At 31.5% G+C, this 13944-nt stretch carries 11 protein-coding genes; 3 read left to right on the plus strand and 8 right to left on the minus strand.

Annotated features, from left to right (window positions below):
* Nucleotides 1-16 precede the first annotated feature (16 nt).
* The 4 genes from ACO6OL_RS05760 to ACO6OL_RS05775 form a co-directional block, all read right to left on the minus strand.
* Nucleotides 17-1003, minus strand: coding sequence for a helix-turn-helix transcriptional regulator (locus ACO6OL_RS05760; protein WP_485502446.1), 987 nt, complete (start codon nucleotides 1001-1003; stop codon nucleotides 17-19).
* A 40-nt stretch (nucleotides 1004-1043) separates the two neighbouring features.
* The gene (locus ACO6OL_RS05765) at nucleotides 1044-1370 is read right to left on the minus strand and encodes an HIRAN domain-containing protein (protein ID WP_485502447.1); all 327 of its coding nucleotides are present in this window, start codon (nucleotides 1368-1370) and stop codon (nucleotides 1044-1046) included.
* A gap of 133 nt (nucleotides 1371-1503) precedes the next feature.
* Entirely contained in the window at nucleotides 1504-4236 is a 2733-nt protein-coding gene (ileS, locus tag ACO6OL_RS05770) for an isoleucine--tRNA ligase (RefSeq protein ID WP_485502448.1), read from the minus strand.
* Between the two features lie 390 nt (nucleotides 4237-4626).
* The gene (locus ACO6OL_RS05775; RefSeq protein ID WP_314396411.1) at nucleotides 4627-5271 is read right to left on the minus strand and encodes a hypothetical protein; all 645 of its coding nucleotides are present in this window, start codon (nucleotides 5269-5271) and stop codon (nucleotides 4627-4629) included.
* Between the two features lie 192 nt (nucleotides 5272-5463).
* On the opposite strand from ACO6OL_RS05775, the gene ACO6OL_RS05780 reads away from it, so the two are divergent.
* A complete protein-coding gene (locus tag ACO6OL_RS05780; RefSeq protein ID WP_485502449.1) occupies nucleotides 5464-6513 on the plus strand; it encodes a PTS sugar transporter subunit IIC in 1050 nt (349 codons plus the stop codon).
* Between the two features lie 174 nt (nucleotides 6514-6687).
* The gene (locus tag ACO6OL_RS05785; protein ID WP_485502450.1) at nucleotides 6688-7509 is read left to right on the plus strand and encodes a lipoate--protein ligase family protein; all 822 of its coding nucleotides are present in this window, start codon (nucleotides 6688-6690) and stop codon (nucleotides 7507-7509) included.
* Nucleotides 7510-7604: 95 nt separating this feature from the next.
* Here the strand turns inward: ACO6OL_RS05785 and ACO6OL_RS05790 are convergent, their stop codons facing one another.
* On the minus strand, nucleotides 7605-8333 hold the full coding sequence (locus tag ACO6OL_RS05790) for a DUF554 domain-containing protein (RefSeq protein WP_485502451.1): 729 nt from the start codon (nucleotides 8331-8333) through the stop codon (nucleotides 7605-7607).
* 136 nt (nucleotides 8334-8469) lie between these two features.
* On the opposite strand from ACO6OL_RS05790, the gene ACO6OL_RS05795 reads away from it, so the two are divergent.
* On the plus strand, nucleotides 8470-9423 hold the full coding sequence (locus ACO6OL_RS05795; RefSeq protein ID WP_485502452.1) for a ketopantoate reductase family protein: 954 nt from the start codon (nucleotides 8470-8472) through the stop codon (nucleotides 9421-9423).
* 53 nt (nucleotides 9424-9476) lie between these two features.
* On the opposite strand, the gene ACO6OL_RS05800 is transcribed toward ACO6OL_RS05795, so the two are convergent.
* The 3 genes from ACO6OL_RS05800 to cptIN form a co-directional block, all read right to left on the minus strand.
* Nucleotides 9477-10124 (minus strand): glutamate racemase, encoded by a 648-nt coding sequence (locus tag ACO6OL_RS05800; protein ID WP_485502453.1) that lies wholly within the window; start codon nucleotides 10122-10124, stop codon nucleotides 9477-9479.
* 242 nt (nucleotides 10125-10366) lie between these two features.
* Entirely contained in the window at nucleotides 10367-12949 is a 2583-nt protein-coding gene (clpB, locus tag ACO6OL_RS05805) for an ATP-dependent chaperone ClpB (RefSeq protein ID WP_485502454.1), read from the minus strand.
* 443 nt (nucleotides 12950-13392) lie between these two features.
* Nucleotides 13393-13821 carry a type III toxin-antitoxin system CptIN family toxin gene (gene cptIN, locus ACO6OL_RS05810; protein ID WP_485502473.1) on the minus strand — a complete coding sequence of 143 codons (429 nt, stop codon included), beginning with the start codon at nucleotides 13819-13821 and terminating at the stop codon, nucleotides 13393-13395.
* Nucleotides 13822-13944 lie beyond the last annotated feature (123 nt).

The raw sequence follows: 13944 nt of genomic DNA on the forward strand, positions 1-13944 counted from the left end.
CCTACTAGAATATTTTTTATTTATATTTTTTTAGTAAACTCTCTACTTCCCTCACATATAAGTCTTGAACATTTTGAGGCGCTAATATTTCAATATCACTACCTAAAGAGAAAATCCAACCTAAGAAATGACTACTACACATGACTTCTACAGAAGTTTGATAAGAATCATCTTTTTTGTGAATAATAATATCTTTACCGAATCTATCGACAATTGCTCCAATTAACGATTCTTTAAACTCCAAAGTCACCCTTTCTAAAGTTCCACCATACATACCGAAGATTTTCTTCGAATAACTCGATATATCTTCTTTTTGAAACTTATCATGACCTAATCTATCATTCTCAGCAATAACAACGTTTCTCATCTTATCAACACGATAATTTTTTATTAAATCTGTCTTAGCATCATAAGCAACCATATAATAATTTTCATCATTCCATACTAGAGCGAATGGACTTACATTATAAACTTCACCATTTTTCCTATCAATCATCTGTTTCTTATAATTCCATTGCCAATAATTAAAATTAATTTGCTTATTTTCTGCAATTGCATTATGAATAGCATCGACATTATAATAAATATTTTCATTTATATATTTATTTTCTTCGAAAGAATATACCTGCCTTTGAATTTTTTGTACCTGTTGTTTACTCGCTAATTTCTTCAGTTTTAAAATTAAATCACGCGATTTTTTCGCAGTTAAGAACTTGCTTGCCTGAATAACATCAATAAGCATTTTAACCTCAGCAAGTTCAAACTCTCTTTCTACTAAAGCATAAGTATTTTCACGACCATTTTTTTCCACCACGATATTAAATCCATAATCTTGTAATAATTCTATATCTTTGTATAAAGTTTTTCTCTCTACAACTATTTCATTTTTTAAAAGTAAGTTTGTTAACTCTTTTACACTTAAATAAGTATTTTCATCGCTATAGTCTCTTAATATTTCTAATAAGTACAATAGCTTTAATTTTTGATATCTTCCTTTTTCCATAAATTTTGCTCCTTATATGCACTTATGTATATAATAACAACTATTTACGAATTTTTCTATTACTTTTATGTATTTTTACATCTTTGTTAACAACTTCTGCAATCACAGAACCACCAGTGACAAAACATACCCTATTATCTCCTACTTTATCATAGATTCTTCCTGCACTTTTTGTACCTTTTGCCACAGTATGACTTGAATTAGCTACGTATCCAACCTTACCAAAAGTTTTCATCATAACTTTTATCGCTTCTTCATCATAATCATTATCAAACTCTTTTTCACAGCTTATAACATCTCCTACTTTAAAAACTGTTGTTCCAAAATAATGTTGCATTCCTGTAATTGTAATATAATCTTTTTCCATTTTTAATCACCTCTTCGTTTTGTGATTTAATTATAGCAAGACATCTGTCCATTTTTTTGTACTTATAATATTTTTTATAAAAAAATAGAACTTAGATTAAATTTAACCTAAGTTCTATGTGTAAGTTATTCTATTATTTGTTTAAAATGCTAGCACAACGTGGGCATAAACCTTCTTCGTTTACTTCATCAACGATGTTCCAACAACGTTCACAACGGTGTCCTTCAGCTTTAGTTACTTTAACAGTAGCAAGATCATAAGCTACACCATCATTTTCTTTAACTTCTACTTTACTTACGATGAAGAATTGGTTTAAGTTAGCAACAGAGTTTAATAGCTCAACTACTTCTGCATCATTGCTGTATACTTCAACAGCTGCTTCTAGAGATTTACCAATAACTTTTTCGTTACGGCTTTCTTCTAATGCTTTATTAACATCATCACGAACCTCTAAAAGTTTATCCCATTTAGCTTCTAATACTGCATCATTGATTAAGTTCTTAACTGGGAAGTCAGTTAAGTGAACAGATTCAGCATCTTCATATGGCATATTGTCGTATACTTCTTCTGTAGTGAATGAAAGAATAGGTGCAAATAATCTTACAGATTTACTTAATACTGTGTAAAGAACTGTTAACATACTTTGACGTTTGTGAGAATCTTCACCTTCGATATAAAGGATATCTTTACCGTAGTCTAGGTAGAATGAAGATAATTCAACGTTAAAGAAGTTAATTAATTCAGTAGTAATACTGTTAAATTGATAGTTTTCGTAGTAATCTAATACTTTCGCAACAACTTTTTCAAACTTAAGAACCATATATTTATCTAATTCTTCAAGGTCTTCATATGCAAGAAGATCTGTTTTGTTGTTGAAGCTTCCATTGTATAAGTTTCCTAGTAAGAAACGGAAAGTATTTCTAATTTTTCTGTATGTTTCAGAAACTTGTTTTAAGATATCTTTAGAGATACGTACGTCTTGAGTATAGTCTACACTTGCAGACCATAAACGAATAATCTCAGCACCTAATTCTTTACCTACATCATTTGGAGAGATAACGTTACCTAATGATTTACTCATCTTGTTACCATTTCCGTCCATAACGAATCCAGCAGATACTAACTCTTTATATGGAGCTACTCCAGATACCGCTACAGAAGTGATTAATGAAGAGTTGAACCATCCACGGTATTGGTCACTTCCTTCTAGGTATAAGTCAGCAGGATATGTTAACTCTTTACGAATTGCACAACATCCTTGGTGAGATGTTCCAGAATCAAACCATACGTCCATGATGTCCATTTCTTTAGTGAATTCACCATTTGGACTTCCTGGGTGAGTGTATCCTTCTGGTAATAATTCTTTAGCTTCTTTGTAGAACCAAACTGTTGATCCTTCTTCTTCGAAGATTTTCGCTACGTGTTCGATTAAGTCGATATCAAGGATAGCTTCACCATTTTCAGCATAGAATACAGGAATTGGCACACCCCAAACACGTTGACGACTGATTACCCAGTCACCACGGTCACGAATCATGTTATATAATCTTGGTTTACCCCACTCACTGTAGAATTTAGTGTTATCTACAGCTTCTAATAATTCAGAACGGAATGCATCCACAGAACAGAACCATTGTGGTGTAGCTCTGAAGATAATTGGTTTTTTACTTCTCCAGTCATGTGGGTATGAGTGAGTAATATCTTCTTGTTTTAATAATGCTCCAGTTTCAGCTAAATGAGCGATAATGTCTTTGTTCGCATCAAATACGAATTTACCAGCAAATTGTCCTGCTTCTTCTGTAAGAACACCTTGGTTATCAACTGGTGATAATACTCCAAGTTTGTATTGTAATTGACCTACAAGATAGTCATCAACCCCGTGTCCAGGAGCTGTATGAACTAGCCCAGTCCCTGAATCAAGAGTAACATAATCTGCTAAGATTAATGTAGATGTTCTATCTAAGAATGGGTGTTGACATAGTAAATACTCTAAATCTTTACCTACTAATACTTCACCAGTTTCATAGTTTTCCCAACCAAATTTTTCAGTTAAGAATGCAACTCTTTCTTTAGCTACTAAGTAACTTTCTCCATTGTACTTAACTACTTGGTATTCAAAATCAGGGTGAACAGCAATACCTAAGTTCGCAGGTAATGTCCAAGGAGTAGTTGTCCAGATAACAAACTTAGTTCCTTTTTCAACTACACCATTCTCACTAACTAAGTCAAACGCAACATAGATAGATGGTGAAGTGTGGTCATGGTACTCGATTTCAGCTTCAGCTAATGCAGATTCTGAAGATGGTGACCAGTAAATAGGTTTTAACCCTTTGTAGATGTATCCTTTGTCTACCATTTTACCGAATACACGGATTTGTTCAGCTTCAAATTTTGGATCTAAAGTTAAGTATGGGTTATCCCAATCACCTAATACTCCAAGTTTTTTGAAGTCGGCACGTTGTTTATCAACTTGTTTTAAGGCATAATCTTTACATTTGTTTCTAAATTTATTAGCTGGCATAGATTTTCTATCAACACCATTGTTTACTAATACTTGCTCGATTGGAAGACCGTGAGTATCCCAACCTGGAACATAAGGTGAAACAAAACCATTCATATTTTTATATTTAACGATAAAGTCTTTTAAGATTTTGTTTAATGCGTGTCCAGTGTGAATGTTACCATTCGCATATGGAGGTCCGTCATGTAGTACATATGATGGTTTCCCAGCATTTTTTTCTAAAATTTTGTTGTATAAATCCATTTCTTCCCAACGTTTTAGGAATTCAGGTTCTTTATTTGGAAGATTTCCACGCATTGGAAACTTCGTATTTGGCATTAATAATGTATCTTTTAATTCTACCATTTTTTCTCCTTTCAAAATAAAAAACTCTTAGTAAAAGTTATAGAGGGCGAAATGTATCCACGGTACCACCTCTTTTAACTCCTACCAAGAGCACTTGTTTGTTCTATTAAAATTATTACACAATAAAGTGATAACTCCTATGCTTCTATAAAACTTTCCACCTACCAGTTTCTCTCTAAAACTCCACATAGTCGTCTTGTCTTTATTTACGATATGTATATTATATTACATAAATCATAAACTTTCAAGTATTTTATGTGAATTTAATTTAAAATTTTCTGAAAACATTTTGAAATTTATAAAAAGACTTCAGTAAAACCTTATATAAATGAGATATGAATAATTTTTTCATTCTTTTATATAATTTTTTCTAAAGTCTTAAATTATTTTTTATCCTCTTCTTAAATTTTTTAATGCATCAGCAGTATATTGAAGTACTTGTTGTTGAGTTAATGAAGCAGTCACGTTAATATTACCACCTGATAGTTCCACGCTATCAACATTAACCGGTAGACCTAAAGCCTTTATTGAAACCAAATTTCCATTCACTCCAACTCCAGTCCCTGTCAGTGCTTCTTTCAAATATTTTTCCAAAGCAAAATCAGGAATAGGTACTTTACCAATTTTTGCATCTTCTAAAATTAACTCTACACCATTATTCGCACCGACGACTCTTATATTTGTGGTAATAATAGTATCCCACAGTCCTAGTTTCACAGGCAATTTCGCTTCAATATGATTTCCAACTAATTTATAACTTCCGTTTAATAATTCTGAATCTTTTTCAACTGCATTTTTAAAGATTGAAAGAAATGTTTTATTATCTAATTTTAAAGATGTTGATAACTTTGAATTTGCAAAACCTACATTAGAAATCAAATCACTATTTAAATCCTGTACTGTTGTAGCTGCTTGAACATTTGCTAGTTTTTCTGAAGTTTTTATACTCTCACTAGGCGTTAATGCATAAGTTAACCCACCACCAAAAAGCGCTAATACTATTAATAACGATAGTAAACTTCTTAGTATTCTCATTTTATACCTCCTATTTTTATAGTTTCTCTTATATTATTATACACTATACTACCTAAAGTTAAAACAAAGTTAAATCTCCTATAATGAATTACTCTTAAATTCTGCATTTTTTCATATACAAACAATATATTTTACGTTATAATAATTAGTAACCTTTTTAGGGTATGAATATAAAAAAAGGAGATATTGTTTATGTCAGAAAAAATTACAATAAAAAAGTTCACCATGAACGTCCTTAATGGTATCGCCTTAGGAACTGTGCTTTGTTTAGTACCAGGTGCCTTACTTGGTGAACTACTTAAATATATAGGAAAGCTATATCCATCACTTGCGTTTTTATCATTATCAATAACTATTTCTAATGCCATGATAGGATTAGCTTCAGGAATAATAATTGGATTATTCTTTAAATTTACACCTGTACAGAGTGTTTCAATCGGATTAGCTACATTATTTGCTGGTGGTTCAATAATACCAACACCAGATAAAACTGGCTTAATGCTAAAAGGTTCTGGAGATATCGTAACGATGATTTTCACAGCTGCACTGGCTACAGCTTTCATACTGCTAATCGGAGATAAAGCTAAAAACTATGCGGTAATTATACTACCACCACTTACATTGGTAATTATCGGAGGTATCGGTAGATTCACACTTCCTTTCTTCTCAGGTGCAACAAAATTACTTGGAGATGGAATTAAACATTTACTTACTTTACAACCGATTATCCTTACTATTCTAATCGCTATGATTTTTGCGTGTCTTGTAGTTTCTCCAATTACATCAGTTGGAGTTGCTCTAGCGATTAATATAGAAGGTATTGCCTCAGGTGCTGCAAACCTAGGAATTTGTGCATGTGGATTTACTCTTGCAATCGCGGGTTGGGCTGTAAACTCTAAAGGAGTTTGTTTTGCGCACTTTATCGGTTCACCAAAGATTTCTATGGCAAATATTTTCGCCAAACCAAAAATCATGCTACCAGTTCTTTGTAGCGCAGCTGTCTCAGGAGTGTTCGCAGCGATACTAAATATTCAAGGAACACCTATGAGTGCCGGATTTGGATTCAGTGGATTAGTAGGACCATTAGCTCACCTTGCGACTACTAACGGAAGTGCTTTAGAATTATTAAAAGCAGCTATAGTCTTCGTAGTAATTCCAGTAGTTTCTGGTTTTTTCTTCGTAAAATTATTCACGAAGATTTTACCGATTATTAAACCAGAGGATTACAAACTTAACTTATAATATAATATACACAGATGTGACTCGACAAATTTTTTTCTAAAATCACGATGTTCGAGTCACTTTTTTATAATATGTAATTCATTAAAACCTTGCATAAATTAGTCGCATAACTTATAATTATAAAGTATTAATTTTTAAGATATAAAATATTATCGACATGTTAAAGGAGTAGCTATGCTAGATCTTATTCGAAATAGAAAATTCAATGTTTATAAAACTTTAAATATTGTGAATCCCTTAATCCCTATTGCTACTGATGAAATGTTCTTACGCACAGTATCTAATAGTGATGATTGTATATTACATTTATATACATTACCAAACTCTGCAATAATCGGTGCACCAGATACACGCGTACCATACTTTGAACAGGCATTATTTGCATTTTATAGAAATAATATAATTCCAGCCGTTAGAAATATCGGTGGTCTTGGGATAATTTCAGACAAAGGAATTCTAAACTTATCAATCGTTATGAATAAACCTAAAGAAAACTTTTCTATTAATGAAGGTTATGAGCTTATGACATCTTTTATTAAGGCAATCTTCCCAGAAGGTGCTGACAAAATCGAAGCGGTAGAAATTGAAAATTCGTACTGTCCAGGGGATTACGACCTAAGCATAGATGGAAAGAAATTTGCAGGGATTGCTCAAAGAAAAATTAAAGAAGCGGTAGTAGTTTCAATCTACATAAGTATTTTTGGTGATCAACAAAAGCGTGCAAACATCATGAAAGATTTCTATGAGATTGGGATCGATGATCAAGAAGTAAGATACAAGTATCCAAATGTTGATCCAGAATGTATGGAAACTCTAGAAAATCTACTTAATAAAAAATTCACACTTGAAGATGTTTTTGAAAGAGTGGAAAAAGTACTTTATGGTTTAGACTGTGACCTAGAAAAAGGTGAATACACAGAAGCAATGGTAGAAGAATACAATTCAATCTTCGAACAAGCAAAAGAAAGAAACGAAAGTTACTTAGAAGGAAAATAAAAAACTCAGAAGTTGAGAAACTCTCAATTTAAAATAATAAATACACAAAAAGCTAGTCAGAAATATTTCTAACTAGCTTTATTTTTTATAATATTTTATAGTAAATGTAAAATTACATTGACCCAAAGCCAACTAAATGGCATAACTAATATCATAGCAGGCACCATATCTACTACTGGAAACATCTTAAGTTTCAATATTCTAAATCCTGCAGCAACCATTAAGAAACCACCACAAGCTTTAAAGTCATTAATCATATCAGGTGTCGTAAGCGGAACTATCAATCCTGCTGATAAAAATAAAAACGTAAAAATAACAAACTGTGGTACTGCTATTAGTGAAACAATATACCCAAGATTACAAGCAAAAATAGCAGCCGTAAAGAAATCTAGAATAGACTTCGTAATCAGTAGACTAGGATCTCCTGTTATTCCTTCACTAAGACTTCCATATATCCCCATTCCACTGGAACAAAACAGCACTATCACCGTAATTAATGTAGCTAAAAACTCCGTTTCTGACATAGAAGTATTAGGTTTTGGAACGACTTTCACCATAAGTTTTTGCATTTTTTGACAGGCTCTATAGACTAAATCTCCAAGATTAAAAAACAAACCTGCTAATGTCCCTATAATAATCGCGAATATTACCGCAGGCATATATTTCATAAGACCAATCGACGCTATACCCATTCCCATCGAACAAAGACCAAATATCATATTCAGCTGTTCTTTATACTTTTCAGGTAATTTATCTCCCAACAACGCCCCTGCTATACCTCCTAGAAATATTGCGACAGTATTAATTAAAACCCCAATCGGCATAACATCTCTCCTCTACTCAAAAAAATACGTAAACTTATTCTAACATGTAGTTTATTTTCTTACAATACTTTTTCAGTTATAGATAAATAATTTTATCTATAGTATAATAATTATAATTATTTTGTGAGGTGGATTTATGGATATACTAGCTATTGGACTTGGAACTATCGGAACTTCATATAGCAATTTATTTAATAAAGCTGGTCATAATGTAGAACATTATATTAGAAAAAGCAGTAAAAAAATTAATATAACAAAATTAAATGTTGATATGTTAGATGGTAGAAATAATAAAAAAGGTGATCACTATACTGATACTTATAAAGTAAATACTCATACAAAAGATAACTATGATTTTATTTTTATTAGTATGCCAGCAGGAAATATTGAAAGTGTTATCGAAACTTTAAACTCTGACAATATCAAAGGAACTATTATACTATGTTGTGGTATTTGGGAAGATAAGAAGTATCTTGAAAAAGTAATGCAAGGTAGAGAATATATTCTTGGTTATCCTGTAGCTGGTGGTAATATTGTAGATACTACTCTTACATGTTGTATTTTTGATCATTTTATACTAGAGAAAAAAGAAAATTCTAAAATAAATAATTATGATAAGCTAGTATCACTATTTGAAAGTTGTAACATTAAGTTAGAAACACCATATGATATGCTTGAATGGATTTGGTTACATATGGCTATTAATGCTGGTGTAGTATCTATCGCAGCAAAACATGCAGATATGGATAATCCTACTGAGGCTGCAGAGAATCTTATGTCTTCATCTAAACTATTAGCTGAAGCGGTTTGTGCAATAAGAGAAACTTCTAAGATTATAAAAGCACGTGGTGTAAACTTAAAACACTATAGAAATGAACTTTGGGGTTATAAACTTCCTATATTCATTTCTGCACCAATAATGAAACGAATGTTTGCTACTAATATTCTTACTAGAAAGATTATGACACTGCATAACAATACAAAAGATTTATTATTCGTCTGTAAATGCCTATACGATACTGGAAAACAATATAATATAAATGCACCAATATTTTATAATGCATATGAAAAAGCAGAAAGTAAATTTTAATATTAAAATGAAGTAATTCTAATTAATTTTATAGAATTACTTCATTTTTTATTTTATCTTTTCTCCATACTATTAATCATAAATACACCAACATCTATAATTGGTAGTTTTGTGATTTTTTCTAGCTCTTTTTTGATATAAGGAAAATGAGTACATCCAAGAACAACAGCTTCTACATTCGTTAATTCAAAATAATTAAACAATTTTTTGAAGTTGAAATCTTCTACTATCTGTTCAGGTTTATAGCCCTCTTCAATCGCCTTAACAAGCTCCAACATCGATAATCCTAATACACGTAGACGCGGATTCGATACATAAAGATTGTTCTCTACACCTGTAAGACCATGAGAGTTCGCAGCCATTACAGCCAGATACTTATACTCAAGACCTAGATTTCTATACATCTGCATAGGAGTAATAATAGAAATATTCATTTTTTCTGCCAATCTATCGAAATCGACAACCGAACTAAGTGAGTTACAGTATACAAAAATTGCATCACAATCTTTCTCTTTTAGTTCTTCAATAATTTTTACAATAATATTTTCGCGTTCTTCATCTTCTAAAGCTTGGAACGTAGTTTGCTCTACTGGATTATTAGAAATTGGCACTAAAACTACATCATCATAGCCATATGAATTTAGTAGCTCCGCACCTAATTTCGAATCAATTGGTGTTCCAGCCATAACCGCTATTTTCATTAAAATTCCTCCTATACACATACTTCATCTGGGTTTTTATTTATTTTATCATTATACTATAAATTTCATTTATACAAAAGATAATAAATTACAACACTTTAATCTTTTTAAATTCATATAACCTTATAAAAAAGACCCCAGGATTTCTCCTGAGGTCTATAGTTATTTGAGAGTGACTCAAAACTTACGATTTAAGATAAATCGAATTCGTCAAATCATTCTCTGTATGGGGCTAAATAATATTATTTAATATCAATTTTCAATTCGTCATCTACATAGTCTAAGTGAATTTCCATTCCATCTTCGATACCATGACGGATTAATTCAACTGAAAGTTTGTTTTCGATTTGACTTTGAATGAATCGTTTTAGTGGACGAGCACCGAATTTTATATCGAATCCAGCGGTTGCAACCCAGCTAGAAATATTATCAGTATATGTTAAAGCAATATTTCTATTAGCAATACGCGCAACAAGTTCGTTAAGAAGTTTATTAGCGATTCCTTTAATATTATCTTGTGTTAATGGTTTGAAGATAATTATATCATCCATACGGTTAAGAATTTCTGGTTTGAAGTATCCGTAAAGTTGGTTAGTAACATTTTTACGAGTTTCTTCAGAAATCACACCGTCTTTAACTTCTTCTAATAGTTCTAATGAACCGATGTTAGAAGTCATGATAATAATTGTATTTTTAAAATCTACTACTACACCTTTAGAGTCAGTAAGTGTACCTTCATCAAGAAGTTGAAGTAAGATATTGAACACATCTGGGTGAGCTTTTTCGATTTCGTCCATTAAGATAATGCTGTAAGGATTACGTCTTACACTTTCTGTAAGTTGTCCACCTTCTTCATAACCGATGTATCCTGGAGGGGCACCGATTAAACGGCTAACTGAGTGTTTTTCCATGTATTCACTCATATCGATACGCACGATATTACGTTCATCATCGAATAAGTTAAGAGCTAATGCTTTAGCAAGCTCAGTTTTACCTACCCCTGTAGGACCTAAGAATAGGAAGCTACCAATAGGTCTGTTAGGATCTGCGATACCAGCACGAGAACGTAAGATTGCGTTAGTTACACTCTCTACAGCTTCATCTTGACCTATTACTTTTTCATGAATAGTGTCAGCTAGATGTAATAATTTTTCTTTTTCAGTTTCTACTAGACGAGTTACAGGGATACCAGTCATTTGACTTACGATAAATCCAATCTCATCTTCAGTAACTTCTTGTTTTAGAAGTTTATACTCTTCGTGTTTAGATTTTTCTTCTAATTCTTCTAACTCTTGAGTTAATTTTGGTAAAGTAGAATATTGTAACTCAGAAGCTTTTTCTAAGTCATAACTATTTTGAGCTTGTTCTAATTCAACTTTAACTCTATCGATTTTTTCACGAAGATTTTTAACAGCTGATAATTTTTCTTTTTCACTATCAACTTGTAATTGAAGTTTATTTTGTTCTTCTTTTAGATTAGCCAACTCTTCTTTTAAGTTTTCTAAACGTCTTTTAGACACATCATCATCTTCACCACTTAAGGCTTTTTCTTCTATCTCAAGCTGCATAACTTTACGATTGATTGTATCTAATTCAGCTGGATTAGAAGAGTTTTCAGTTTTAATAGTTGCACAAGCTTGGTCGATTAAATCGATAGCTTTGTCTGGTAAGAATCTATCAGTAATATATCTATTAGATAATTCAGCAGCTTCTACAATCGCACGGTCAGAGATTTTCACACCGTGGTAAACTTCGAATCTTTCTTTAAGACCACGTAGAATTGAGATTGTATCTTCTACAGTAGGCTCATTAACAAGAACTTTTTGGAAACGACGTTCTAATGCAGAGTCTTTTTCGATATATTGACGATATTCATTAAGAGTTGTAGCACCGATACAGTGTAGCTCACCACGAGCAAGCATTGGTTTTAAGATATTACCAGCATCCATCGCTCCATCAGTTTTACCAGCACCTACAAGCATATGAATTTCATCGATGAATAGAATTATTTTTCCATCTTGTTCTTTAACTTCTTTTAATACAGCTTTTAGTCGTTCTTCGAACTCACCACGATATTTAGCTCCTGCGACTAAACTGGTAAGGTCAAGTTCGAATACAGTTTTGTCTTTAAGACTTTCAGGTACATCACCGCGTACAATACGTTGAGCCAGTGCCTCAACAATCGCAGTTTTACCGACCCCAGGTTCCCCTATCAACACTGGATTATTTTTTGTTTTTCTTGATAAAATTCTAATTACATTTCTTATCTCTTCATCACGTCCTATCACAGGATCAATTTTACCACTACGTGCAGCTTCTACAAGATCACGACCATATTTTTCTAAAACTTCGTAGTTGTTTTCTGGATTTTCGTTCATAACTTTTTTACCTCCTCTGATATTATCGATAACAGCTACTAAATCTTTTAACGTAGTCACCTTATCGATATATTTTTTTACTATACTATTTTTCAAATAACTCGCAAGAACAATATGTTCACACGAAATAAATTTATCTTCATATTTCTCTTTATATTTATTAGCTTCTATTAATAAAGCATTCAAATCATTACTTAGATAACTAGCGTAATTGATATTATCTCCTTCTACACTATTTACCTTCGCAATTTCGTTATCTAACTCTTGAGTTAAATTCACCTTATCAACATTTACTCTTCCTAATATATCACTATATAAATTACTACCAGTAAGAGCTGCTTTTAAGAACATCTCACTCGTAATACTTTGACTTTTTTTCTCAGTTGCAAATTCGGAAGATTTCGCTAAGATTTCTTTCACACTATTAGTAAAACTATTAATATCCATTGTAAATCTCCTTTGAATAAATTATTAGATCAAGAGGTTTTTATATTCGTTGATCAGTATCTCTAATACAATAAAGATACTACCCTCAAAAGATACACCTAAACACTCAATAAACTAAAAGGGTTTATGGAATATATTTAAGTTTTATCTTTTTGACCTTCTTTGACCTTAAATAAATTATAACATGTTTGACCTTTTTTGACAATAGTTTTTTTAAAAAATTTTTAAAAAAGAAAAAAAGCTCACAAACCTTATGTTGACAAGCTTTAAACTATATATTAAACTTAATATTATCTTAGAGATATAAAAATATATGCTCTACTGGTAACTTTCTCAGAGAGATAAATTTCTGCTCTGCAAGACACTTATGAGATTTCATAGGTGTCTTTTTTTAGTAATAAAAAACACCACATATATTGTAGTGCTCAAAAAATTTATAATTGCTATAAATTAGTGATAATTTCTAATATCTTTTCAACATCACTAAAAAATACTTTATTTCCCTTTTTATTTAACGCTATACAAGCTTTCATTTTTTTATCAATTTCTTTACTCAACTTATCATGAACTTTAACTGGACTATTTCCCACTGTATGAATATGAGAAATAAATTTAGTATGCACTGGAAATGCATTTTGAATAAGAAAAGCACACTTTCTTCCTGAAAATTTCCCTAATACTATAGTATCGCAACGTCCAACTTTTTGAATTTTTTTATCTACTATTTTTTCATATTTCTCAAAACGTGAACTTATTGGAATCATCCAGTGTATATTTTCATTTGATAAATCTTTAACAGCATAATAATGTGGTCTGTACGAACCATTTTCTTTATTTTTCATTAAATACCTATCAATTACTAGTAAAAAAATTCATCTTTCAAATGGTAACTATAACCTAATTTAATTTCCATAATTTCTCCTAAAAAAACCTCGTCAATAAATTGACGAGGATTTACGAACTGAATTACTTCTACCCCGCTCCATCAGCAAGCG

The organism is Gemella sp. (genome assembly GCF_057272915.1).

Bases quoted from the DNA above. Each gene is read 5' to 3' on its own strand.
- clpB (WP_485502454.1), bottom strand. From the start codon at position 12,949: ATGGATATTAATAGTTTTACTAATAGTGTGAAAGAAATCTTAGCGAAA.
- ACO6OL_RS05775 (WP_314396411.1), bottom strand. From the start codon at position 5,271: ATGAGAATACTAAGAAGTTTACTATCGTTATTAATAGTATTAGCGCTT.
- ACO6OL_RS05790 (WP_485502451.1), bottom strand. From the start codon at position 8,333: ATGCCGATTGGGGTTTTAATTAATACTGTCGCAATATTTCTAGGAGGT.
- ACO6OL_RS05800 (WP_485502453.1), bottom strand. From the start codon at position 10,124: ATGAAAATAGCGGTTATGGCTGGAACACCAATTGATTCGAAATTAGGT.
- ACO6OL_RS05780 (WP_485502449.1), top strand. From the start codon at position 5,464: ATGTCAGAAAAAATTACAATAAAAAAGTTCACCATGAACGTCCTTAAT.
- ACO6OL_RS05795 (WP_485502452.1), top strand. From the start codon at position 8,470: ATGGATATACTAGCTATTGGACTTGGAACTATCGGAACTTCATATAGC.
- ACO6OL_RS05765 (WP_485502447.1), bottom strand. From the start codon at position 1,370: ATGGAAAAAGATTATATTACAATTACAGGAATGCAACATTATTTTGGA.
- ileS (WP_485502448.1), bottom strand. From the start codon at position 4,236: ATGGTAGAATTAAAAGATACATTATTAATGCCAAATACGAAGTTTCCA.
- ACO6OL_RS05760 (WP_485502446.1), bottom strand. From the start codon at position 1,003: ATGGAAAAAGGAAGATATCAAAAATTAAAGCTATTGTACTTATTAGAA.
- ACO6OL_RS05785 (WP_485502450.1), top strand. From the start codon at position 6,688: ATGCTAGATCTTATTCGAAATAGAAAATTCAATGTTTATAAAACTTTA.